Raw genomic sequence first — 23,001 nt, forward strand, 5'->3', positions numbered from 1 at the left:
CGCTGGTAGCTATCAAAATTAGAGCGATCAACCCTTGGGCGCGTTCTGGCCCAGAGCGATCTTGAGCAGGTCGGCCACGGTGTTGGCGCTGAGCTTTTCCATGATGTTGGCGCGGTGCGCTTCCACCGTCTTGATGCTGATACCCAGATCGTCGGCGATCTGCTTGTTCAGGCGCCCGGCCACGATGCGTTCGAGCACCTGGGCCTCGCGGCTGGTGAGCTTGGACAGCAGCGCATCGCGGCTGGCGGCCTGCTGGTAGCCGGCAAAGGCTTCTCGTGCGTGGTCCAGCATGCGTTCGACCAGGCCAACGAGTTCTTCTTCGTCAAAAGGCTTCTGGATGAAGTCCAGCGCGCCCTTCTTCATGGTGTTCACGGCCATGGGCACGTCGCCGTGGCCGGTGATGAAGACGATGGGCAGGGGCGATTTGCGCTCGATGAGGCGGTCCTGCAGCTCCAGGCCGGTCATGCCGCCCATGCGGATGTCGACGATCAGGCAGGCGACTTCGCGCGGGTCGTAGCGTGAGAGAAAGGTCTCGGCCGAATCAAAGCAACGTACCCGGTAGTCCTTGCCTTCCAGCAGCCACTGCAGGGAGTCGCGAACTGCTTCGTCGTCGTCCACAACGTAAACAGTGCCTTTTTTCGGAATCAAGCTCATGCAACAGTCCTTGGGTTTTGTTCGTTTGCTACAGAATTTGTAGTGGCATCAGCAGGCTTGGCGAGCGGCAGCCAGAAGGAGAACCTGCAGCCTGTGACCTCTGGGCCATTGTAGAGGTTCTCCGCCTGCATCCGGCCCTGGTGGGACTCGACGATGCTGCGGCACAGATTGAGGCCCATGCCCATGCCTTCCTGCTTGGTGGAGAAGAAGGCCTCGAACAGGCGCTCCAGCACTTCAGGGGCCAGGCCCTTGCCGGTGTCCTGCACCGAGAACTCGACGACCTGGCGGTCATCGATCTGCTTGGGCACCACGCGCAGCTCCACGCTGCGGTTGGCGGCGGGGCGGTCGGCATGCTGGATGGCTTCGGCGCCGTTCTTCATCAGGTTGACGAGCACCTGCTCGATCAGGATGGTGTCGGCCATCACCTGGGGCAGGCGCGCGGCCACATAGTGCGTCAGGCGCACGTTGTGGCGGCGCAGTTCGATGTCGGCCAGCTCGACGGCCTCGTTCACCATGGAATGCACATCGGCCAGCGTGCGGTTGGGCTCGCTCTTTTTCACAAACGACCGGATGCGCTGGATGATCTGGCCCGCGCGCTGCGCCTGGTGGGCCGTTTTTTGCAGGGCCGTGAGCAGGGCTTCCTCGGTGAGCTGGCCGCTCTGGATGCGCGAGACCATGCCGCTGCAGTAGTTGTTGATGGCCGTGAGTGGCTGGTTGAGTTCGTGCGCCACGCTCGACGCCATCTCGCCCATGGTGATCAGGCGGCTCACCGACTGCGCGCGCTCGGCCTGCCGTTGGGCCTGTTCTTCGGCCAAGCGGCGGGGGGTGATGTCGGTGGCAATCACCATCTGCGCAAGGCGGCCGTCCACCCAGTTCAGGTAGCGCGAACGCACTTCCAGCCACTTGCCCAGATCGGGCAGGTAGATTTCGGCGTTTTCGCTGCGGGCGCTGGTCAGGGTGTCGGTGGGTAGGCCCATGAGGCCGTCCTCATCGTCCATGCCGCTTTGCTCCTTGCCCGCAACCGGCACCACACCCGCCTGCGCCACCAGTTGCAGGTGCCCGCCGGTTTGCGACCCGAACCACTGGCGGTACAGCTTGTTGGCGAACAGGAGTTCTTCGCTGCCCAGCGGGGCCACTGACACCGACGCATCGAGCGACTCCAGCACGATGGTGAAGCGCTCGTGTGAGGCCGACAGCTGTTCACGGATGCGGTTGGGCTCGGTGATGTCGGTCATCGACGTCATCCAGCCCGTCTGCTGGCCGTGGGCGTCGATCAGGGGAGACACATACAGGCGGGCGTCGAACAGCGTGCCGCTCTTGCGCTTGACGCGCACCTGAAAACCGCCCGCCATGGTGTTGCCGCGCAGTTCGTCGCGCAGCTTGGCCTGCAGCGTCTCGTGGTCGGCGTCGGGCCAGTAGGGAAAGGGCGCCTTCAGACCCACCAACTCTTCGGCGCTCCAGCCGGTCATCTGGCAGAAGGCAGCGTTGACGTAGCTGATGCGCCCCTCCAAATCCAGGGCGCGCATGCCGGTGAGGATGGAGTTCTCCATTGCCCGGCGAAAGTTGGTCTCGGCCACCAGCGCCTCCTGCGTCCGCATGCGGCGACGGGTGTGACGCCAGGTGGCAATCAGCATCCAGGCGGTCATCGCGCTCAGGGTGCCCACCAGCCAGAACAGGCCACTGCCCACCACGCCCAGCGAAGTGCGGTAGGCCTGCGCGCGCAGCACCAGGCCATTGCCGACGGGAGAGACCGGCACCTCGTACTCGTTGGCCTTGGGTGTCCAAGGCAGCAACTGCGTGGCCTTGTTGCGCGGGCCCAGTGGTGTGCCCGCCAGCACCTGGTTCTTGCTGTCGAGCAGCGTCACCGCATAGCGCGCCAGCACCTCGGTCGGGGTGCCGTAGCGCAGCAGGCTGTCGATGGAGTATTCGCCCAACACCACGCCGCTGAACTTGCCCTGGTTGTTGAGGGGTACCTGCAACTGCAGCAGGGGGGTTGCATCGCCCGAGGTGGCGGCTGGCTGCGCATACACCGGTTGCTGCAGGTCCCGCGCCAGGCCAAAGGTGTCGGCCGTTTCGCCGGACTTGAGCACCTCGCCCGCAATGCGCAGCTCGCCACTGGCCAGCGTGGGGGCCGCCTGGCTGGCGCGGATGCGCCGGCGGTCGTCGATCCAGGTGATGGCCTGCAGCTCGGGGTACTGGCTGATCAGGGCCTCAGCACGGCTGATGAACTCGGCGCGGCCCAGGTCCTGGTTGGACACATCGCGCGCGATGCGCATGAGCTGCTCCTGCCGCTCCAGCAGCCGCAGACGCACGCGCTGTTGGGCATATTCCACATCGCGCCGCAGGGCTTCTTGCTCGCGCTCGGCTTCCTCGGCGCGCAGGTACCAGAACGCCGCAACGATCGCGGCCAGAAACATCAGCACCGCGGCCAGCGGGGCGAGGGCGGCAAAACGGTCTTGCCGGGTGGGCGACAAACCGCGCCACCACTTGCGCCACCAGCGTATCGGCGCAGCCACGGGCGCGGCCGTGGGGGAGGGGGCGGTGGGCATCGAATCCATGCCTGAAGTGTAGAGGAGCCCCGGCAGCGCCCCTGTCTCTCGGCGAATGTGCGTTTGCAGCAAATTATTGCAATATGAAATGAATAGGCACCATTTGAAATTGAAGAAAAATATGCGAAACTAGAGCCAACGTACTAAATTGCTGCCACACCTACAGGAGACAAAGCATGTCAGCTCAGCCCGACCCTCAGGCCGGTTTCGGCATCGGTTCCGACACCGACCAGCAAGAAACCCGTGAATGGATGGACGCGCTGTCCGCCGTGATCGACAAGGAGGGCCCGGAGCGCGCCCACTTCCTGCTGGAACAGCTTCTTGAACACGCCCGCCAGAGCAGCATCGATCTGCCGTTCTCTGCCAACACGGGTTACGTCAACACCATCGAACCCGAGAAAGAGGCGCACTGCCCCGGCAACATCGCCATCGAAAAGCGCCTGCGCGCTTACATGCGCTGGAACGCCATGGCCATGGTCGTGCGCGCCAATCGCCTGAACCCTGCCGACGGCGGTGACCTGGGCGGCCACATTGGCTCGTTCGCCTCGGTGGCCAGCATGTTTGGCGCGGGCTTCAATCACTTCTGGCATGCAGCCAGCGAAGACCACGGCGGCGATCTGCTCTACATCCAGGGCCACAGCGCGCCCGGCATCTACGCCCGCGCCTACCTCGAAGGCCGCCTGAGCGAAGAACAACTCGACAGCTTCCGCCAGGAAGTGGACGGCAAGGGCCTGTCCAGCTACCCACACCCCAAGCTGATGCCCGAGTTCTGGCAGTTCCCCACGGTGTCCATGGGCCTGGGCCCGCTGATGGCCATCTACCAGGCGCGCTTCCTCAAGTACCTGCATGCCCGTGGCATCGCCAACACCGAAAACCGCAAGGTCTGGGTGTTCTGCGGCGACGGCGAGATGGACGAGCCCGAATCGCTGGGCGCCATCGGCCTGGCCGCGCGCGAGAACTTGGACAACCTGGTGTTCGTCATCAACTGCAACCTGCAGCGCCTGGACGGCCCGGTGCGTGGCAACGGCAAGATCGTGCAAGAGCTTGAAGGTGAGTTCCGTGGCGCAGGCTGGAACGTGATCAAGCTGCTGTGGGGCAATGGCTGGGACGAGTTGCTGCGCCGCGACAAGAGCGGCAAGCTCAAGCAGCTGATGATGGAAACGCTGGACGGCGATTACCAGGCCATGAAGGCCAACGACGGCGCCTTTGTGCGCAAGAATTTCTTCGGCAAATACCCCGAGACGCTCAAGCTCGTCGAGCACATGACCGACGAAGAGGTGTTCGAGCTGCGCCGCGGCGGCCACGAGCCCGCCAAGGTGTACGCCGCCTTCCATGCGGCCAACGAGCACAAGAACCAGCCCAGCGTGCTGCTGGTCAAGACCGTCAAGGGCTACGGCATGGGCAAGGCCGGTGAAGGCAAGAACACCGTGCACCAGACCAAGAAGCTGTCGGACGAAGACATCAAGTACATCCGCGACCGCTTCAATATCCCGATCCCGGACAGCCAGCTGGCCGATATTCCGTACTACAAGCCGGCCGACGACACACCGGAAATGCAGTACCTGCACGAGCGCCGCAAGGCCTTGGGTGGCTATCTGCCCAAGCGCCGTCCCAAGGCCGAAGAGCACTTCACCGTGCCCGCCATCGAAACCTTCAAGGCCATCCTGGAGCCCACGGCCGAAGGCCGCGAAATCTCCACCACGCAAGCCTACGTGCGCTTCATCACGCAACTGCTGCGCGACCAGGCTCTGGGCCCTCGCGTGGTGCCCATCCTGGTGGACGAGGCCCGTACCTTTGGTATGGAAGGCCTGTTCCGCCAGATCGGCATCTACAACCCCAAGGGCCAGCTCTACACACCGGTCGACCGCGACCAGGTGATGTACTACAAGGAAGATAAGGCCGGCCAGATCCTGCAGGAAGGCATCAACGAAGCCGGCGGCATGGCCAGCTGGATCGCTGCGGCCACCAGCTACAGCACCAACAACCGCATCATGGTGCCGTTCTACGTGTACTACTCGATGTTCGGCTTCCAGCGCATTGGCGATCTGGCCTGGGCAGCGGGCGATATGCAGGCGCGCGGCTTCTTGCTGGGCGGCACATCGGGCCGCACCACGCTGAACGGCGAAGGCCTGCAGCACGAAGATGGTCACAGCCACATCCTGGCCAACACCATCCCCAACTGCGTGAGCTATGACCCCACCTTTGCCCACGAAGTCGCAGTGATCATGCACCGCGGCCTCAAGCGCATGGTCGAGCAGCAAGAGAACGTTTTCTACTACATCACGCTGCTCAACGAGAACTACAGCATGCCGGGCCTCACGGCGGGTACCGAAGAGCAGATCATCAAGGGCATGTACCTGTGCAAGCCCGGTGCCGAGGGTGACAAGCGCGTGCAGCTGCTGGGCTCGGGCACCATCCTGCGCGAGTCGCTGGCTGCTCAAACCCTGCTGGCCGCCGACTGGGGCGTGCAGGCCGACGTGTGGAGCTGCCCCAGCTTCAACGAACTCACCCGCGAAGGCCAGGACGCCGACCGCTGGAACCTGCTGCACCCGCTGGAGACACCGCGCGTGCCGTTCGTGGCGCAGCAACTGGGCACCAGCACCGGCCCCGTGGTCGCATCCACCGACTACATGAAGGCCTATGCCGAGCAGATCCGCCCCTTCATGCCCAAGGGCCGCAACTACAAGGTGCTGGGCACCGACGGCTTTGGCCGCAGTGACTTCCGCAGCAAGCTGCGCGAGCACTTCGAGGTGAACCGCCACTACATTGTTGTGGCCGCCCTCAAGGCGCTGAGCGAAGACGGCGTGCTGCCTGCCGCCAAGGTGGCAGAGGCCATTGCCAAGTACAACATCCAGGCCGACAAGATCAACCCGCTCTACGCATAAACCGAACGGAGACAGAACAATGGCATTGGTCAACATTCAAGTCCCGGACATCGGGGACTTTGACGAAGTGGGCGTGATCGAGTTGCTGGTCAAGGTGGGTGACACCGTGAAGGCCGAGCAGTCGCTCATCACGGTCGAATCCGACAAGGCATCGATGGAGATCCCGTCCAGCCACGCGGGCGTGGTCAAGGAACTCAAGATTGCGCTGGGCGACAAGGTCAAGCAAGGCTCGGTGATTGCTGTGGTGGAGTCTGCTGACGCGGGCGCTGCATCAGCCCCGGCGGCTGCACCGGCCCCTGCAGCTGCTGCTCCCGCTTCCGCCCCCGCCCCAGTGGCAGCACCTGCACCGGCTCCTGCAAATGTGGCCCCTGCGGCTGCAGGCCCCGTCGAAGTGCGCGTGCCCGACATTGGCGACTTCAAGGACGTCGCCGTCATCGAGATGTTGGTCAAGGTGGGTGACACCATCAAGGTCGAGCAATCGCTGTTCACCGTCGAGTCCGACAAGGCGTCGATGGAGATCCCATCGCCCGCAGCCGGCGTGCTCAAGGAGCTCAAGGTCAAGATTGGCGACACGGTCAACATCGGTGACCTGGTCGCCATGCTGGAAGGCACGGCGGCTGCACCTGCGCCCGCTGCCGCTCCTGCGCCCGCTGCCGCTCCTGCGCCCGCTGCCGCTCCTGCACCTGTTGCGGCCGCTGCGCCCGTGGCTGCCTCTGTGGCGGCTGCCGCAGCTCCCGTCGCTGCCACGGCCTCCGTGGCCGTACCCGCCCACCAGCCCGGCACCCCCACGGCAGGCCTGCCCCATGCATCGCCCTCCGTGCGCAAGTTTGCCCGCGAACTGGGTGTGCCCATCGACGAAGTCAAGGGCACCGGCCCCAAGGGCCGCATCACCCAGGACGACGTGGCCGCCTTCACCAAGCAGGTGATGGCTGGCGCGGTGCAGACCAAGGCCCAGGCCGCCAAGGCGCCTGCTGCGGCATCCGGCGGCTCCGGCGTGGGTCTGGACCTGCTGCCCTGGCCCAAGGTGGACTTCACCAAGTTCGGCCCGGTGGAGCGCAAGGACCTCTCGCGCATCAAGAAGATCAGCGGTGCCAACCTGCACCGCAACTGGGTCGTCATTCCGCACGTCACCAACCACGACGACGCGGACATCACCGACCTCGAAGCCTTCCGTGTGCAGTTCAACAAGGAGAACGAGAAGAGTGGCGTCAAGGTCACCATGCTCGCCTTCATGATCAAGGCCGCCGTGGCCGCGCTCAAGAAGTTCCCCGAGTTCAACAGCTCGCTCGACGGCGATCAGCTGGTGATGAAGAACTACTTCCACATCGGCTTTGCGGCCGACACGCCCAACGGCCTCGTGGTGCCCGTCATCCGCGACGCCGACAAGAAGGGCATCGTCCAGATCTCGCAAGAGATGGGCGACCTGGCCAAGAAGGCCCGCGACGGAAAGCTCGGCCCGGCCGACATGACGGGCGGTTGCTTCTCCATCAGCTCGCTGGGCGGCATTGGTGGCCGTTACTTCACGCCCATCATCAACGCGCCGGAAGTCGCCATCATGGGCGTGTGCAAGAGCAGCCTGGAGCCCAAGTGGGACGGCAAGCAGTTCGCCCCGCGCCTGATGCTGCCCCTGAGCCTGAGCTGGGACCACCGCGTGATCGACGGTGCCGCCGCAGCACGCTTCAACGTGTACTTTGCCTCGCTGCTGGCGGACTTCCGTCGCATCGTGATGTAACGCGAGGGCAACACACATGGCAATCATCGACATCAAGGTGCCCGACATTGGCGACTTCGCCGAAGTGGCCATCATCGAAGTGCTGGTCAAGCCCGGCGACACCATCAAGGCGGAGCAGAGCCTGATCACCGTGGAGTCCGACAAGGCCTCCATGGAGATCCCCTCCAGCCACGCCGGCGTGGTCAAGGAGCTCAAGGTCAAGCTCGGCGACAAGATCGCCGAAGGCTCGGTAGTGCTGACGCTGGAAACGTCGGATGCGGCCGCCGCACCGGTGCCTGCTGCTCCCGCTCCCGCAGCAGCATCTTCAGAATCAAAACCGGCTGCAGTGCCCGCTGCGCAATCGTCAGCAGCTCCTAAAATAGAAGCATCCAGCTTTGCTGGCACGGCCGACCTGGACTGCGACGTGCTCGTGCTCGGCGGCGGCCCTGGCGGCTACAGCGCCGCCTTCCGCGCGGCCGACCTGGGCCTCAAGGTCGTCATCGTCGAGCGCTACGCCACCCTGGGCGGCGTGTGCCTGAATGTGGGCTGCATCCCTTCCAAGGCGCTGCTGCATGTCGCCGCCGTCATGGACGAGGTCAGCCACATGGCCGACCTGGGCGTGGACTTTGGCGCGCCCGCCGTCAACATCGACAAGCTGCGCGGCCACAAAGAGAAAGTCATCGGCAAGTTGACTGGCGGCTTGGCCGCCATGGCCAAGATGCGCAAGGTGACCACCGTGCGCGGCTACGGTGCCTTTGTCGGCGCCAACCACCTCGAAGTGGAAGAAACCACCGGCACTGGCCAGGAGAAAACGGGCACGAAGAAGGTCATCGCCTTCAAGAAAGCCATCATCGCCGCCGGCAGCCAGGCCGTGCGACTGCCTTTCATGCCCAACGATCCGCGCGTGGTGGATTCCACTGGCGCCCTGGCGCTCAAGGAAGTCCCCAAGCGCATGCTGATTCTGGGCGGCGGCATCATCGGCCTGGAAATGGGCACTGTCTACAGCACGCTGGGCGCACGCCTCGATGTGGTCGAGATGATGGACGGCCTGATGCAAGGCGCTGACCGCGACCTTGTCAAGATCTGGCAAAAGATGAACGCCAAGCGCTTCGACAACATCATGTTGAAGACGAAAACCGTGGGTGCCGAGGCAACGCCTGAAGGCATCAAGGTCACGTTCGCGCCAGCGGAAGAGGGCGGCACCACCCCCGAGCCGCAGGTGTATGACCTGGTCCTCCAGGCCGTGGGCCGCACGCCCAACGGCAAGAAGATCGCTGCCGAGAAGGCCGGCGTGGCCGTCACGGACCGCGGCTTCATCAACGTCGATATCCAGATGCGCACCAACGTGCCGCACATCTTCGCCATCGGCGACATCGTGGGCCAACCCATGCTGGCGCACAAGGCGGTGCATGAGGCGCACGTGGCGGCAGAAGTCATCGCGGGCGAATTGCAGGGCAACAAGGAACTGGCAGCAGCCGCCTTCAACGCCCGCGTGATCCCCAGCGTGGCCTACACCGACCCCGAAGTGGCTTGGGTGGGCCTCACCGAAGACCAGGCCAAGGCCCAGGGCATCAAGGTCAAGAAGGGGCTGTTCCCCTGGACCGCCTCCGGCCGCGCCATCGCCAACGGCCGCGACGAAGGCGTGACCAAGCTGCTGTTCGACGACTCGCCCGAAGCCCATGGCCACGGCAAGATCCTGGGCGGCGGCATGGTCGGCACGCATGCGGGCGACATGATCGGCGAGATTGCGCTGGCCATCGAGATGGGTGCCGACGCCGTGGACATCGGCAAAACCATCCACCCGCATCCCACGCTGGGCGAGAGCATTGGCATGGCGGCGGAGATTGCCCACGGCAGTTGCACCGACGTGCCACCGCAGCGCAAGTAACGCAGCCATCGACAGGAGCCCGGCAACACGGTCTGGAGAAGCGCCATGGCAGTCGTCAAGAAGTTTCCCAAAGCCCCCGCCCACCCCGAGCGGGTGTGCTGGGGTTGCAACCTCTACTGCCCGGCCAAAGACATGCGCTGCGGCAATGGTTCGGACCGAACGCAGCACCCGGCGGAACTGTTTGGCGACGACTGGGACCAGTGGGGGCTGGACGCAGAAGAGGCCCAGACTGTGGCTGAGCCCGCACCCGAGTCAGCAAAGCCCTGAGAACCGCCCGCGCATACCCTATGCCAGTGCTCCAGAAGCCGTACGGTTGTGCAGACCGTGCGGCTTTTACTTTTTGCTCTGGCGCCTGGGATCGGTGGGGCCAACATAGCCAAGGCGCCGTGGGCCCTGGTGGCGGTGCGGAGATGCACGCCTCTTGGCATTGCATCAAAACGGCCGGGGTAAAAAGTGGTGGAAAATATAGGGTTAGCTGCCGCTGTGCTACGAGGGGCAGCACATCCGCCCGGCTTTCCACTTTTTTGCTCCCTTGAGCCTGTCCATGCAAGACGTTCAAAACTCCAAGATCTCTGTCGAGAAGATCGGCGGCACTTCCATGACCGCCTTTGGCGATGTGCTGCGCCACATCGTGCTGCACGACCCCAAGCGCATTAACGGCCGGATCTACGTGGTGTCCGCCTACTCGGGCGTGACGAACCAGCTGCTGGAACACAAGAAGACGGGCGAGCGCGGCATCTACGCGCTGTTTGCCGAAGGCAAGGGTTACCAAGATGCGCTGACCAACCTGGCAGCCAGCCTGAAAAAGATCAACGCCGGCTATGCCGATCTGCGCTTGCCATTGGACGTGGCCGATGCCTTCATCGACCAGCGCATTGCCCAGGCCCGTGAATACCTGAACGCCATGCAGCACGTGCTGGCCAGCGGCTATCTCAGCCGCAAGGACGTGTTGCTCGCGGCGCGTGAAGTGCTGGCCTCGATTGGCGAATCGCACAGCGCGTTCAACTCGGTCGAAATCCTCAAGGCCAACGGCGTCAACGCCATCTTGATGGACCTGGCCGGCTTTGACGATAACGAAGCCTGGACCATTGACGAGCGCATCGCCAACAGCTTCAAGGGCATCGACCTCTCCGACATGGTGGTGGTGGCCACGGGTTACACCAAGGGCACCGAAGGCATCATGCGCGAATTTGACCGGGGCTACTCCGAGGTCACCTTCAGCAAGATCGCCGTGGAAGTGCGCCCCGCCGAGGCCGTGATCCACAAGGAATTCCACCTGTCGTCTGCCGACCCCAACCTGGTGGGCCTGGAAAACGCCATCGTGGTGGGCGCCACCAACTACGACGTGGCCGACCAGCTGGCCGACGTGGGCATGGAAGCCATTCACCCCAAGGCTGCGAAGCCGATGGAACTGGCAGGCATCCCGATCCGCCTGAAGAACACCTTTGAGCCCGACCACCCCGGTACGCTGATCACCAAGGATTTTGTGGGCGAACGCGCGCGCGTGGAGATCGTTACGGGCACCGACAAGGTCACGCTGATCGAGATCCACGACCCCAGCATGGTGGGCACCGTGGGCTTTGATGCGGGCCTGATGAACGTGTTCTGCAAGCACGATGTGAGCTACATCCTCAAGGCGACCAACGCCAACTCCATCGCGCATCTGGTGTGGGATAACCAGGTCACACCCGAGCTGGTGGCCGAGCTGCAGAAGGACTATCAGGTCGTGACGATCAAGCCCAGCGCGATCGTATGCACCATCGGCTCCAACATCGGCATCCCTGGCGTGCTGGCCAAGGCCGCGCAGGCGCTGGCCGATGCGCGGGTCAACGTGAACTGCGTGTCCCAGACCCTGCGCCAGGTGAACATGCAGTTCGTGATCGAACGCGAGGACTACAAGACCGCGATCAAGGCGCTGAACATGGCGCTGTGTGTGAACTCGGGGACCCCGGTTCCGCGCGTGTGATGGGATGGCGGTGGGCGTGCCTGCCGCATTGCTTTTCCCTCAGGCCTTCGCGCAAGGCCTGCTCAGTAGCCCGCCATGTGCGGGCTTTTTATCGCCTGGATATTTCCGTCAGCCCGCGCCCAGCAGTCTTTCGAAAAGGTCCGTTCCGCCCATCTGTCCCCCCTTGAGCATCAGCTCCAGCCCGTGGCGCAAAGGGTCTGTGCTGTGGGCGCGGCTCAGCGTGACCCCGGGGCAGACCGTGGTTTGGTACGACAGCCCCCACAGCTGCAGCGCCTGCACAGCGTGGCTGGAGGTGTCGCCCCCCGCAATGCCAATGCGCCCCAGCGGCGTACCGTTGTCGGCCTGCGCCTGCACCACGCGGGCGACCAGGGCCGCACTGGCGGGGGCGACGGCCGCTGAAGCGCCACTGGACGGAGCAGAAGCGCCGTCCGTGGGACCTGTGTAGGCCAGCACGTGATGGCCCTGCTGCAGCCCGGCGCATATCGCGTGTTGGGTGGCCTGGGCGTAGTCGGTGTCGTGGGTCAGCCGGTGCGCGTCCACCGGGATGCGCTGATAGGACGTTGCGGCCTGGACCTGGGCCGCTGTGATGGGTGACAGGCTGCCCGCCCAGGCGAACACAGGGCCAGGCGATGGTGCCAAGGCAGGGGCGGGTTGGCTGGTCTGGGTGCCCCAGCACGCGATCAGCGCCTGGGCCACGGAGCTGGGCCCCACAGCGAGCAAGCGGGCGCGCTGGGCTTGTTGCCACAGCAGGCGCCCCACGCTGGCCAGCTGGTCTGCACTGGTCAGGTCCAGCAGCGTAGGCACGAATGGAGTGTCGGGCACCTCGGGCACAGCGGTCGCGCCATGGCCCAGCAGGGTGTTCATAGAGCTGGGCAAGGTGTCTGCTTCGTACAGCGGGTAGTGCAGTGCCGTGATGCCTTGCAAACCTTGTTGCGCCAGATGCACCCGTAAGTCGGCCTCGGCCATGGGTGTCACCGGGTGCCGGTGCATCGTCGGGTGCCGGTCAATGCGGTAGACGGCCCCACCTGTGCCGGCTGCGGCAAACAGGTTGCTGAATGCGCAGTACCTGCCCAGGCTGGGCTGGCCGCCGAGGATGGGTACCCAGCGGTTCTCCACGCTGGGGTGCAGCGTCTGGATGGCGCAGGCAATGTTGCCCACATGGGGTGCACTGTCGAAGGTGGAGCACACCTTGTAGTGCAACACGGTGGGCGCGATCTGCCTGAAAAAGCGGCCCACGGGGGCCAGCTCTGCGCGCATGGCTTCGGGCGGCATGGCGCGCGCGGCGCCTGCAATGCCCACGGCGTCCAGCGGACCGGCGGCGGTCAAAGCTTCTGCGCTGGGCACGCCCATGAACAGCATGGACCGCAGGCCCGCCTGGGCCAGCACGGCCAACGTGTCCGTGGCGCCCGTGAAGTCGTCGCCGTACCAGCCAAACCGGGGAGCTGTGGTGGACATGGTTCAGTGCTTCTTGCCAAAGAAGTCGATGGCGTGGCGCAGTTCAACGGCATGTTCCGCGCGCTGGGCCAGCGTTTCGCCGTTCTGCACTGCGTCCCAGGCCTGCTGCAGGCTGGCCACGCCAGCGGCCGCGCCATCGGGGTGGGCCAGGATGCCGCCGCCGGACATGAACAGCAGGTCGTTGCTGTGCACGCTGTCCCAGGTGGCGGGCACCGTGCCGGCCCACTGGCCGTTGGAGAACGCGGGCAGCACGCGGTCGTCCAGGCCTTCGCACAGCGGGGCCAGGGTGTCGTGCGCGGACTCGATCACTTCCTCATCGGTCTGCGAGAACTTGCCTTGCAGGCCGTGTACATGCATGTGGTCCACGCCCGCCAGGCGCCACAGCGTCTGCCAGGCGTTGAACGAAAAGCCCAGCAACGGGTGGCGCGACAGGGCGCCGTAGCCGTTGCGGTGGCCGTGCAGGGCCAGCGGGGTGTGGCGGCGCAGCGTCTGCACGGCGGAGTAGCCGCACCAGTTCAGGCTGACCATCACACAGCTGCCACCCTCGGCGGCAATCAGGTCTGCATGGCGGCGCATGGCATCGGTCTCGTCGGTGATGTTGAACGCCACCATGACGAGCTTGCCGGTCTTGTCCTGGTGGGCGCGCACACGGCGCATCACGGATTTCACGCGGTCGGTCAGCGGGGCGTGCACCGGGTTGGCGCACACCTCGTCATCCTTGATGAAGTCCACCCCAGCGGCGCACAGGCGGCCCGCCAGTTCACCGGTTTCTTCTGCCGATAAACCCACGTTGGGTTTGATGATGGTGCCGATGAGCGGGCGGCCCTGCACGCCGGTCAGCGCGCGTGTGCCTGCAATACCTTGGCGGGGCAGGTCAAACTGCTCGCGGTAGGCGCGCGGCAGCTTCATCGACTCCAGTCGCAAGCCGGTGACCTCGCCCAGGTCGAACAGGTTGCCCGACACCGTGGCGGCCAGCGTCGGCAGGTTGGGGCCGATGTTGCCGCTGGGGAAGCTCACGCGCAGCCGGGCGCGCTGCCAGGTCTGTGGTGTGCCGAACATGCCGCGCCGCTGCATCCAGCCATTGGGCAGCGACGGCGCGGGCGCCACGTCCAGCAGCTCGATGGATTCGACCGTGGCGCGGGCGCGTTCGCGCAGCGCATCGGTCTCGCCCTCCACCCGGGTGAAGGTGCCACACGATTGCTCGCCCGCCAGCACCTCGGCCACGTGGGCGGGGTCCAGCGGGGTTTCGATCAGGTAGGTGGCTTCAAAGCGGTCTGGGAACATGGGCACAGTGCACTATGGTTTTGATAGCTGCTAGCGATTTAAAGATAAGCACTAGAGGGCTATTTGGCTTGAAATCAGATCTTGGAGAGGTCCGGGAAAGGACGTACCGGGTCGGTCTTGCCGTCCCAGGTTTCCGACTCGGCGCGGATCAGGTCGAACATGCGGCCTTTGGGGCCAGCCACTTCCGACAACTCGATCACCGTACCGGGGTGGTATTCGGTGTCGAAGTAGACGAAGCGGCCTTTCTCGCCCACCTCGCCACTCATCACCGCCTTGAAGCCCTGGGCTGTCAGGCGCGCCAGGTCGGCGTCGTAGTCGCTGGTCCAGTAGGCCACGTGCTGCAGCCCGGTGCGCCCGGCCTGCAAAAAGTCGCGGTACATCGATGGCACGTCGTTGCGGGTCTGGATCAGCTCGACCTGCACGTAGCCCGAGTTGGCCAGCGCCACCGAGTTGTGCGGCTCGTGCGACTCGCCCCGGTAGACGTAGTTCTTGATTGGAACCTTGGGGTTGTAGAACCAGGGGCCGACGCCCAGGGTCTTGCTCCAGTAGTCCATGGCGGCTTCGATGTCGTGGACCACATAGCCCAACTGGCGGATGGCGCCGAAATGACGGCTCATAAGAATTCCTTTGGTGGTGATAGGTCGGGGCAGGGCAGCGCTGAACGGGGGCATTGCCCACCGCCCGTCACTCGCCTTTGCCTACGGTGCAGCGCTTACTTGGCGCCGTCGATGATTTCCTTGGGGATCGGCACGCCCGCGTACTTCAGGTGGATGTCGTTGAGCTTGCCGTTGGTCAGGTTGGTCTTGATCCAGCCGTTGACGGCCTTCATCAGCTCGGGTTGGCCCTTGCGCATGGCCATGCCCAGCTGGTAGGACTGCAGGATGAACTTGGTCTCGAACTCGCGGGCGGGGTTCTTCTTGGCAATGGCCGCGATGATGGGCGGCGTGATGGCCACGATGTCGGCCTGGCCCGTGGCGGCGGCAGTGATGGAGGCGGATTCGTCGTCAAAGCGCACCACCTTGGCCTGCGGCGCGCGCTCGGTCACGATCTTGTCCTGTGGGCCGCCGCGCGTCACGGCCACCGTCTTGCCGGCCAGGTCGTCGATGCTGGTGAGTTTGAGGCTCTTGGGCGCGCCCACGGCCGCCTGGATGGCGCCGTAGGGCATGGAGAAGTCCACGGCCTTCTGGCGCTCGGGCGTGATGGAGAGCGACGAGATGATCAGATCCACCTTGTTCGACAGCAGGTTGGGGATGCGCGCGGAGTTAGTGGTGTTCACGATCTCCAGCGTCAGCCCCAGGTCCTTGGCCAGCAACTCGGCCGCTTCCACGTCCGAGCCCACGGGCTTCATCTTCTCGTCCACATAGCCATAAAACGGCGCGCCAAAGTCAATGCCCACGCGCAGTTTGCCGGCGGACTTGATCTCGGCCAGGTCTGCCATGGCGGGCAGGCACAGGGCGGCTGCGGCGGTGGCGAGCAGGGCGCGGCGCAGGATGCAGGTGCGGGAAGCGGTCATGTGAAATGTCTCCTGGTGGTTTTTGGCAAGGGAATCAAAAAAGGAACGGATCACAGCCCGTGCGACAGAAAGTCGCGCAGCTCGGCCGTTTGCGGGTTCTTCAGCATGTCGCCGGGGCCGGTCTCCCAGACCTTGCCCTCGTGCATGTAGATCACGGTGTCGGCCACGCGCGCGGCGAATTCCATTTCGTGGGTGACCAGCACCATGGTCATGCCGCCCTGGGCCAGCGATTCGATGACGCGCAGTACCTCGCCGGTGAGCTGCGGGTCCAGCGCCGAGGTCACTTCGTCGAACAGCATGACCTGCGGCTCCATCGCCAGCGACCGGGCAATGGCCACGCGCTGCTGCTGGCCGCCCGAAAGCTGCTCGGGGTAGGCCTGGGCCTTGTCGGCCAGGCCCACCTGCTGCAGTGTGCGTGCGGCAATGGCACGCGCCTGGGCGGCGGGCAGGTTCTTGACGGCCTTGGGCGCCAGCGTGATGTTCTGTTCCACCGTGAGGTGCGGGAACAGGTTGTAGCTCTGGAACACGATGCCCACGTCCTGGCGCAGCTGGCGCAGGTCGATGGCCGGGTCGTGCACCGCGTGGCCGCACACGTGGATGGCTCCGCTGTCGATGATCTCCAGCCGGTCGATGCAGCGCAGCGCCGTGCTTTTGCCCGAGCCGCTCTTGCCAATGATGGCCACGACCTGGCCTTTGGGAATGGCGAACGACACGCCCTTGAGCACCTGGTTGCTGCCAAAGCTCTTGTGCACATCCTTCAGCTCAACGACGGTGTGCGCAGGCGAAGCCACTGACTGGGAGGGTTGCACGGCAGCGTCTCGGGCGAGGTTCATGGTGTCTTCTCGTTTCATGCGGTGGTCACAGAAGGGGTGGCTGTGCCACGGTTTCCAAACTGCTGGCGCTGCTCCAGCTTGCGGCTCCAGACCGACAGCGGGTAGCACATCGCGAAGTACACGATGGCAATCAGCAGGTACACGGTGAACGGCTGGAAGATGGAGTTGTTGATGAGCTGCCCGGCACGCACCAGCTCGATGAACCCCACGATGGACGCGAGCGATGTGTTCTTGACGATCTGCACCATGAAGCCCACCGTGGGTGGCGTGGCAATGCGCACCGCCTGGGGCAGCACCACCAGCCGCATGCGCTGGGTGCGCGACAGGGCCAGGCATTCAGCCGCCTCCCACTGCGTGCGCGGCACCGATTCGATGCAGCCGCGCCAGATCTCGCCCAGGTAGGCGCTGACGTAAACAACCATCGCGATGCTGGCGGCCACGATGGCGGGCAGCTCCAGCCCCATGATGGACAGCCCGAAGTAGCACAGGAACAGCACCACCAGCAACGGCGTGCCCTGGATGATCTGGATCCACGCAATCGTGGCCCAGCGCACCGCCTTGATGGGGCTGACGCGGCACAGCGCAATCACGCCCCCGGCCAGTCCGCCGCCCACAAAGGCGATCAGCGACAGGCCGATAGTCCACAGCGCGCCGAACAGCAGGTACTGCAGGTGGTAGGCATTCAGTCCACCGTCGATCATTTGGCGCTCCTCAGTTTGCGTTGGCGCGTGAACACGATCTGACCAAACAGCCACAGCCCGGCGCGCATTAGCAGCGACAGCACCAGGTAGGCCACGGCGACCAGGATGTAGGCCTCGAAAGGGCGGAAGGTTTCAGACTGCACGCGGGCCGCGATGGCCGTAAGCTCCTCCACCGAGATCTGCGAGGTGATGGACGAGGCCAGCATCAGCAGCACGAACTGGCTGGTGAGCGTGGGGTAGACCTTCTCCATGGCCGGGCGCAGCACCACATGCCAGTACACCTGCCGCCGCGTCAGGCCCAGGCATTCGGCGGCCTCGATCTGGCCCTTGTGGATGGAGTCCATGCCGGCGCGCATGATTTCGCAGGTGTAGGCCGCCACGTTGATCACCAGCGTCAGCAATGCCGCCGCAAACGCAGGTACCTTCCAGCCCAGGCTGGCGAGGCCAAAGAACACTAGGAACACCTGCACTAGCAGCGGCGTGTTGCGCAGCACCTCCACATAGGCGCCACAGGCCCTGGCCACCCAGCGGGTGTGGCCGCGCCGGCCAATCGCCAGCAGTGTGCCGCCCACAAAACCGATGACCGTGGCCGGGAAGGAAAGCAGGATGGTCATCCAGGCCCCTTCCAGAAACTGGGGCCAGCTGGCCAGCACGCTGGCAAAGTCGAATTCGTATTGCATGGAGCCGCAGCAGCGATCTAGCCCAGGCGGGCGGTGCAGGGCGAGCGTCGGCGGAAGGAAGAAGGGCTATCAGGCATGGACTTGTCTCCTGTGCAGTCGGTCTGTGCCGCCGCAATCTAGGGTTTGTACTGATCGAATTTGATGCCTTTCGGCACCGAAGCTGCAGTGATACTATCCGCAGAATCCATCAAATACCAGCAGATGCAATGATGGATTTTGATTGATTTTTATGTCCAAACACCCCCGCATCCCCGATATCGCTCAGTTGTCTGGTGTCTCTACCGCCACGGTGGACCGGGTGCTCAACCAGCGTGCGGGCGTACGCAGTGCCACCGTGCAGCGCGTGATGCAGGCGGCCATCAGCCTGGGGTATTTGCCGCAGGCAGAGGCGCACGCCACGCTGCAGGCCCAGCCGCAGCCCCTGCGCCTGATGGTGCTGATCCCCGAGGGCAGCAACCGCTTTTTGCAAATGCTGGGCGATGTGATCGGCTACGCGCAGGAACACTGGGCACCGTTCAACGTGCGCTGTCAGGCGGCCTACATCGAGAGCTTCAACCCCGAAGCCCTGGCCCGCGCGCTGCTGCACCACGGCAAGCGCTGCGACGGTATTGCCTTCATGGCGCTGGAGCACCCCGTGGTGCGCGAGGCCGTGGCCCAACTGGCCGAACAGGGTGTGCCCACCGTCACGCTGATCTCGGACCTGTCGAGTTCGCGCCGGGCGGCCTATGTGGGCCTGGACAACCGCGCCGCAGGCCGCACCGCGGGCTACCTCATTGCCCGCTTCATGGGCCCGCTGGCGCACAGCCGCAACGCGCGTGTGGCGATGATCGTGGGCTCGCTGCGCTACCGTGCGCACGAGGAGCGCGAGGCAGGCTTTCTGCACCTGTTTGAAGAGCAGTTTCCGCTGGTGCAGGTGGTGGGCGTGCGCGAGGGCCAGGACGACGCCGAGCGCAACTACCAGCAGGCGCGCAGCCTGCTGGAGCAGCACCCGGACCTGGCTGGCATCTACAACATCGGCGGCGGCGCCGAAGGCATCGGCCGCGCCCTCAAGGAGGCTGGGCTGGAGCACAAGGTGGTCTTCATCGGCCACGGCCTCACGCCGGACACCCGCGCGCTGCTGATCGACGGCACCATGGATGCGGTCATCACCCAGAACCCGCTCGGCGCGGTGATGAACTGCGTGCGCATCTTTGCCAACCTGCGGGACGGGCGGGACGCCACGAGCGGTGTGGAGGCCACCCGCAGCCAGGTCATCTTTCGGGAAAACTTGCCCTAGCAAGTCAGTCCGGCAGACGACTGGCCTACATCGCAGGCTTAGCGGCCTTCGGCAAGGGTGTGGGTGCGCTGCGGCGCCCGATCAGCATCACCCCCGCGAGCACCAGCGCCGCACCACCCATCTGCCACCAGGTCAACGGCTCATCCAGCAGCCAGACTCCAAAGAAGATCGTCAGGATAGGGCCCAGCGTGCCGATCAGTGCCGTCTTGGAGGCGCCAATGCGGCGGATAGCGGCCGAGGTCATGAACACCGGCAACACGGTGGAGAACACGGCCATGCCCAGCGCATGCAGGTAGACCGGCGCGGGCTGCACCAGCGCACCCGCAGGTTGCGACACCACAAAATGCAGCAGCGTGGCGCCCGTGGAGACCAGCATGGCCAGCGCCGTAAAGCGTGCCGCGCCCATGCGGCGTATGGCAGGCTCGCTGCCCGCCTGGTAGAACGCATACGACACGGCCGAGCCAAACACAAACCCTGCGCCCACCAACACGGCGTGCGAATCGCCCGCCACATGCAGGTCGTGCGCAAAGGCCAGGCCAATGCCTGCGTAGGACAACAACAGCGCACTCAACTCGCGCCGGGAGGCCCGCTTGCCCATGAACAGCACGCCGATCACGATGGTGAGCGTGGGGTAGGTGAAAAGGATCAACCGCTCCAGGCTGGCGGTGATGTACTGCAGGCCGATGAAGTCGAGAATGCTCGCGCCGTAGTAGCCCAGCAGGCCCAGCGCCACGATGGCCAGCCAGTCGCGCCCGGTCAGCGGAGCCAGGTTGCGGCTGGCGCGCCAACCCACCCAGGCGAACACGGGCACCGAAAACGCCATGCGCAGGCACAGCAGGGTGACGGAATCCACCGGCACGGCCTGGGGTACGGCATAGGCCAGTTTCACAAAGATGGCTTTGAAGGAGAAGCCCAGCGCTGCGAGGATGGCAAGGGCAAGGCCGAGGCGTTCGGAGGACCAGTTTTTCCAGGGCATGTATCGGGTTAGCACATTTCGTACGGTTATGCCGAACGATTTGCGTACTTTGTATCGGGAAGGCTGGCATCCTGCCTCTGAATGCTGCAAGGCACAATTGCTGATCCAGCAACCGTGCGTTCGTGACTGACGAACGCCAGGGGCCCGCTTTGAACTACGACCTCACCGACCTGCGCCTGTTTGTCGCCATTGCCGAAGAGCGCAACCTCACGCGCGGCGCCGCGCGTGCGTATCTGGCGCCGTCGTCGGCCAGCCACCGGCTGCGGCGGCTGGAGGAGGCGCTGAACACCTCGCTGTTCGAGCGCCAGACGCGGGGCGTGGCGCTGACCCGCGCGGGCGATGCCCTGCTGCGCAACGCCCGCCAGGTGCTGGCCAGCATCGAGCAGATGCATGCCAACCTCTCGCCATTTGCCACCGGCATTCGCGGCCATGTGAGCCTGTGGGCCAACACGCATGCCACCCACACCTTTTTGCCGGATGACCTGGCGGGCTTTCTCAAGCGGCACCCCCAGGTCAGCGTGAGCCTGGAAGAGCGCACCAGCGCCGAAATTGTGGTGGCCGTGGCCAACGGCGAGATCGAGGTGGGCGTGCTGGCAGACAGCGGCACAGGCGCTGGGGTCGAGCTGTCGCCGTACCGGCAGGACCGCCTGGTGCTCATCGTGCCCGCAGGCCATGCACTGGCAGGGCGCGGCCGTGTGGGGTTTGCCGAGGTGCTGGACCAGGCTTTTGTGATGCTGCACGCGGGCTCGGCCATCCACACCTTCACGACCAATGCCGCCGCCGCGCTGGGGCGGCACCTGGACGTGCGCATTCAGGTGCGGAGTTTTGAAGCCGTGTGCCGCATGGTGGGCGCGGGCGTTGGCATTGGCCTGGTGCCCCGGGGCGCGGCCCTGCAGGTGGCGGGCCTGAGCGAGCCGCCGGTGCTGGTGGAGCTGGACGAGCCTTGGGCGCAGCGCGACTTGCAAATCTGCGTGCGCAAGGGCGCGGTGCTGACGGGCTTTGCCGCAGCTCTGGTCGAGCACCTGCGCCAGGGCGGTGGCGCCGCTGCTGCCTGATTGCCTGATCAGCCTGCAGCGATCTCCACCTTGGCGCCGCCGGCCTGCAGCTTTTTGCGCAGCGCCTGCGGCGTGGCGGCGGGCACCACCAGCGCGGCCAGTTCGCGCAAGGGGGCCACGCTGAACGGGGATGCCGTGCCCAGCTTGTCAATTGAGGCCAGCACCACCGTTTCTGCCGCCCGCTGGTGCAGGGCGCGCTTGACGGCGGCTTCCTCAAAGTCTCCCGTGGTCAGGCCGGCCTCGGCATGCACGCCGGTCACACCCATCAGGTACAGGTCGGCCCGCAGCTGGGCGGCGGCCTCGACCACGCTGGCACCCACATTCACCATCGAGTGGCGGAACAAACGCCCCCCCAGCATCAGCACCTCCACCTGCGTGTGCCCAGCCAGCGCCACCGCCACGGTGGGGCTGTGCGTGACCACGGTGGCGCGCAAGTCCAGCGGCAGGTGCTGCACCACCTGCAATGACGTGGTGCCCCCGTCCAGGATCACCACCTGGCCGGGCAACACCAGCGCGGCCCCGGCGCGGCCCAGGGCGCGTTTGTCTTCGGGCGCGAGTTGTTCGCGCGCCTGCAGATTGCCCACAGCGGCCGGGGCGGGCAGGGCGCCGCCGTGCACACGCTGCAGGCGGCCCTCGGCGGCCAGCTCGCGCAGGTCACGCCGCACGGTGTCTTCCGAGATACCCAGCTCTTCGCTGAAGGCCTTGGCCACGATCTGGCCGTCCTGCTGAAGTCGAGCGAGCAGGAGCTGTTTGCGTTGGGTGGTCAGCATGAAGGGTTACGTCCAGTGATTGCACGAATTTTCGTGTTTGTGCATGATATTGCGTAAATCAACGTTGTCAAAAATATGCACAAATCACCAGACCGCACCGCGTCAGCGTTGGCGCCTGCCGTAAGTTGCCACCCAAGCCAGTCCGAAGGGAGCCTTGCATGAGCCGCCCCGTGCCCGATGTCCCCGTCGCCGAGCTGAACGCCCGCACCGAGCATGTGAAGCTGCTGGAGGTGCAGGTGCTCTCCGACAACTGGTATGTGCTGCGCAAGGTCACCTGCTCACTGCGCCGGCGCGACGGCCAATGGCAGACGATGAGCCGCGAGGCCTATGACCGGGGCAACGGCGCCGCGCTGCTGTTGTTCGACCCGCGCCGCAGCACCGTGGTGCTGACGCGCCAGTTCCGGCTGCCCGCCTTTCTCAATGGTTGCGCTGACGGTTTGCTGATCGAGACCTGCGCAGGCCTGCTTGACGGCGACGACCCCGAAACCTGCATCCGCCGCGAGGCCGAGGAAGAAACCGGCTACCGCGTGCGCCAGCCGCGCAAGGTGTTCGAGGCGTACATGAGCCCGGGCTCGGTGACGGAGAAGCTGCACCTCTTCGTGGCCGAATACGAGCCCGGCGACCGCATCCGCAGCGGCGGCGGCCTAGAGGGAGAGGGCGAAGACATCGAGGTGATCGATATGCCGCTGGCCGACGCCCTGGCGGGCATTGCCAACGGCACGATACAGGACGGCAAGACCATCATGCTGCTGCAGCATGTGGCCTTGGGGTTGCTGGGCCACGCCGGCTAAAGGCCTGCGTTACC

Annotated in this window: 19 protein-coding genes; 8 read left to right on the forward strand and 11 right to left on the reverse strand. The window is 65.0% G+C overall.

Going from position 1 to position 23,001, the window contains the following annotated elements:
• Positions 1–27: 27 nt before the first annotated feature.
• Both C8C99_RS08285 and C8C99_RS08290 read right to left on the reverse strand, forming a co-directional pair.
• On the reverse strand, positions 28–654 hold the full coding sequence (locus tag C8C99_RS08285; protein ID WP_056644338.1) for a response regulator transcription factor: 627 nt from the start codon (positions 652–654) through the stop codon (positions 28–30).
• Positions 651–3,212, reverse strand: a complete 2,562-nt coding sequence (locus tag C8C99_RS08290; RefSeq protein ID WP_056644340.1) for a PAS domain S-box protein — start codon at positions 3,210–3,212, stop codon at positions 651–653. Before C8C99_RS08290 ends, C8C99_RS08285 begins: the two co-directional genes overlap by 4 nt.
• A gap of 167 nt (positions 3,213–3,379) precedes the next feature.
• On the opposite strand from C8C99_RS08290, the gene aceE reads away from it, so the two are divergent.
• The 5 genes from aceE (at position 3,380) to C8C99_RS08315 (ending at position 11,653) form a co-directional block, all read left to right on the forward strand.
• Positions 3,380–6,088 carry a pyruvate dehydrogenase (acetyl-transferring), homodimeric type gene (aceE, locus tag C8C99_RS08295; RefSeq protein WP_056644341.1) on the forward strand — a complete coding sequence of 903 codons (2,709 nt, stop codon included), beginning with the start codon at positions 3,380–3,382 and terminating at the stop codon, positions 6,086–6,088.
• A 19-nt stretch (positions 6,089–6,107) separates the two neighbouring features.
• Positions 6,108–7,820, forward strand: a complete 1,713-nt coding sequence (aceF, locus tag C8C99_RS08300) for a dihydrolipoyllysine-residue acetyltransferase (RefSeq protein WP_108625446.1) — start codon at positions 6,108–6,110, stop codon at positions 7,818–7,820.
• Positions 7,821–7,836: 16 nt separating this feature from the next.
• Positions 7,837–9,687: a dihydrolipoyl dehydrogenase gene (gene lpdA / locus C8C99_RS08305; protein ID WP_108625447.1), complete on the forward strand. Its 1,851-nt coding sequence runs from the start codon at positions 7,837–7,839 to the stop codon at positions 9,685–9,687.
• A gap of 45 nt (positions 9,688–9,732) precedes the next feature.
• Complete coding sequence (locus tag C8C99_RS08310) at positions 9,733–9,954, forward strand: DUF3079 domain-containing protein (RefSeq protein WP_108625448.1); 222 nt, start codon at positions 9,733–9,735, stop codon at positions 9,952–9,954.
• Between the two features lie 277 nt (positions 9,955–10,231).
• Entirely contained in the window at positions 10,232–11,653 is a 1,422-nt protein-coding gene (locus C8C99_RS08315; RefSeq protein ID WP_108625449.1) for an aspartate kinase, read from the forward strand.
• A 108-nt stretch (positions 11,654–11,761) separates the two neighbouring features.
• Here C8C99_RS08315 and C8C99_RS08320 read toward each other — a convergent pair whose 3' ends face one another.
• From C8C99_RS08320 to C8C99_RS08350, 7 genes are all read right to left on the reverse strand, one after another.
• A complete protein-coding gene (locus C8C99_RS08320; protein ID WP_108625450.1) occupies positions 11,762–13,108 on the reverse strand; it encodes a four-carbon acid sugar kinase family protein in 1,347 nt (448 codons plus the stop codon).
• Between the two features lie 3 nt (positions 13,109–13,111).
• On the reverse strand, positions 13,112–14,392 hold the full coding sequence (locus tag C8C99_RS08325; RefSeq protein ID WP_108625451.1) for a ribulose-bisphosphate carboxylase large subunit family protein: 1,281 nt from the start codon (positions 14,390–14,392) through the stop codon (positions 13,112–13,114).
• Between the two features lie 74 nt (positions 14,393–14,466).
• Positions 14,467–15,009 carry a VOC family protein gene (locus C8C99_RS08330; protein ID WP_056644354.1) on the reverse strand — a complete coding sequence of 181 codons (543 nt, stop codon included), beginning with the start codon at positions 15,007–15,009 and terminating at the stop codon, positions 14,467–14,469.
• Between the two features lie 95 nt (positions 15,010–15,104).
• Entirely contained in the window at positions 15,105–15,905 is an 801-nt protein-coding gene (locus C8C99_RS08335) for a transporter substrate-binding domain-containing protein (protein WP_108625452.1), read from the reverse strand.
• Between the two features lie 50 nt (positions 15,906–15,955).
• Positions 15,956–16,738, reverse strand: coding sequence for an amino acid ABC transporter ATP-binding protein (locus C8C99_RS08340; RefSeq protein WP_056645036.1), 783 nt, complete (start codon positions 16,736–16,738; stop codon positions 15,956–15,958).
• A 14-nt stretch (positions 16,739–16,752) separates the two neighbouring features.
• Positions 16,753–17,439 (reverse strand): amino acid ABC transporter permease, encoded by a 687-nt coding sequence (locus C8C99_RS08345; protein WP_056644358.1) that lies wholly within the window; start codon positions 17,437–17,439, stop codon positions 16,753–16,755.
• On the reverse strand, positions 17,436–18,119 hold the full coding sequence (locus tag C8C99_RS08350; protein ID WP_108625453.1) for an amino acid ABC transporter permease: 684 nt from the start codon (positions 18,117–18,119) through the stop codon (positions 17,436–17,438). Before C8C99_RS08350 ends, C8C99_RS08345 begins: the two co-directional genes overlap by 4 nt.
• Before the next feature lie 229 nt (positions 18,120–18,348).
• Here C8C99_RS08350 and C8C99_RS08355 point away from each other — a divergent pair, with 229 nt between their 5' ends.
• Complete coding sequence (locus C8C99_RS08355; protein ID WP_108625454.1) at positions 18,349–19,395, forward strand: LacI family DNA-binding transcriptional regulator; 1,047 nt, start codon at positions 18,349–18,351, stop codon at positions 19,393–19,395.
• A gap of 25 nt (positions 19,396–19,420) precedes the next feature.
• Here the strand turns inward: C8C99_RS08355 and C8C99_RS08360 are convergent, their stop codons facing one another.
• Positions 19,421–20,371 (reverse strand): DMT family transporter, encoded by a 951-nt coding sequence (locus tag C8C99_RS08360; RefSeq protein ID WP_108625455.1) that lies wholly within the window; start codon positions 20,369–20,371, stop codon positions 19,421–19,423.
• A 122-nt stretch (positions 20,372–20,493) separates the two neighbouring features.
• On the opposite strand from C8C99_RS08360, the gene C8C99_RS08365 reads away from it, so the two are divergent.
• Positions 20,494–21,426 (forward strand): LysR family transcriptional regulator, encoded by a 933-nt coding sequence (locus C8C99_RS08365; RefSeq protein ID WP_233247179.1) that lies wholly within the window; start codon positions 20,494–20,496, stop codon positions 21,424–21,426.
• Between the two features lie 8 nt (positions 21,427–21,434).
• Here the strand turns inward: C8C99_RS08365 and C8C99_RS08370 are convergent, their stop codons facing one another.
• The gene (locus C8C99_RS08370) at positions 21,435–22,196 is read right to left on the reverse strand and encodes a DeoR/GlpR family DNA-binding transcription regulator (protein WP_056644366.1); all 762 of its coding nucleotides are present in this window, start codon (positions 22,194–22,196) and stop codon (positions 21,435–21,437) included.
• Between the two features lie 158 nt (positions 22,197–22,354).
• On the opposite strand from C8C99_RS08370, the gene C8C99_RS08375 reads away from it, so the two are divergent.
• Positions 22,355–22,987: an NUDIX domain-containing protein gene (locus C8C99_RS08375; RefSeq protein ID WP_056644369.1), complete on the forward strand. Its 633-nt coding sequence runs from the start codon at positions 22,355–22,357 to the stop codon at positions 22,985–22,987.
• Positions 22,988–23,001: the final 14 nt, after the last annotated feature.

This window comes from Acidovorax sp. 107 (assembly GCF_003058055.1).
Taxonomy (GTDB): Bacteria; Pseudomonadota; Gammaproteobacteria; order Burkholderiales; family Burkholderiaceae_C; genus Acidovorax.

Bases quoted from the DNA above. Each gene is read 5' to 3' on its own strand.
- C8C99_RS08355 (WP_108625454.1), top strand. From the start codon at position 18,349: ATGTCCAAACACCCCCGCATCCCCGATATCGCTCAGTTGTCTGGTGTC.
- C8C99_RS08360 (WP_108625455.1), bottom strand. From the start codon at position 20,371: ATGCCCTGGAAAAACTGGTCCTCCGAACGCCTCGGCCTTGCCCTTGCC.
- C8C99_RS08310 (WP_108625448.1), top strand. From the start codon at position 9,733: ATGGCAGTCGTCAAGAAGTTTCCCAAAGCCCCCGCCCACCCCGAGCGG.
- C8C99_RS08285 (WP_056644338.1), bottom strand. From the start codon at position 654: ATGAGCTTGATTCCGAAAAAAGGCACTGTTTACGTTGTGGACGACGAC.
- C8C99_RS08340 (WP_056645036.1), bottom strand. From the start codon at position 16,738: ATGAACCTCGCCCGAGACGCTGCCGTGCAACCCTCCCAGTCAGTGGCT.
- C8C99_RS08320 (WP_108625450.1), bottom strand. From the start codon at position 13,108: ATGTCCACCACAGCTCCCCGGTTTGGCTGGTACGGCGACGACTTCACG.
- C8C99_RS08325 (WP_108625451.1), bottom strand. From the start codon at position 14,392: ATGTTCCCAGACCGCTTTGAAGCCACCTACCTGATCGAAACCCCGCTG.
- C8C99_RS08370 (WP_056644366.1), bottom strand. From the start codon at position 22,196: ATGCTGACCACCCAACGCAAACAGCTCCTGCTCGCTCGACTTCAGCAG.
- C8C99_RS08315 (WP_108625449.1), top strand. From the start codon at position 10,232: ATGCAAGACGTTCAAAACTCCAAGATCTCTGTCGAGAAGATCGGCGGC.
- C8C99_RS08350 (WP_108625453.1), bottom strand. From the start codon at position 18,119: ATGCAATACGAATTCGACTTTGCCAGCGTGCTGGCCAGCTGGCCCCAG.
- C8C99_RS08290 (WP_056644340.1), bottom strand. From the start codon at position 3,212: ATGGATTCGATGCCCACCGCCCCCTCCCCCACGGCCGCGCCCGTGGCT.
- C8C99_RS08375 (WP_056644369.1), top strand. From the start codon at position 22,355: ATGAGCCGCCCCGTGCCCGATGTCCCCGTCGCCGAGCTGAACGCCCGC.
- C8C99_RS08335 (WP_108625452.1), bottom strand. From the start codon at position 15,905: ATGACCGCTTCCCGCACCTGCATCCTGCGCCGCGCCCTGCTCGCCACC.
- C8C99_RS08330 (WP_056644354.1), bottom strand. From the start codon at position 15,009: ATGAGCCGTCATTTCGGCGCCATCCGCCAGTTGGGCTATGTGGTCCAC.
- C8C99_RS08345 (WP_056644358.1), bottom strand. From the start codon at position 17,439: ATGATCGACGGTGGACTGAATGCCTACCACCTGCAGTACCTGCTGTTC.
- aceE (WP_056644341.1), top strand. From the start codon at position 3,380: ATGTCAGCTCAGCCCGACCCTCAGGCCGGTTTCGGCATCGGTTCCGAC.
- aceF (WP_108625446.1), top strand. From the start codon at position 6,108: ATGGCATTGGTCAACATTCAAGTCCCGGACATCGGGGACTTTGACGAA.
- lpdA (WP_108625447.1), top strand. From the start codon at position 7,837: ATGGCAATCATCGACATCAAGGTGCCCGACATTGGCGACTTCGCCGAA.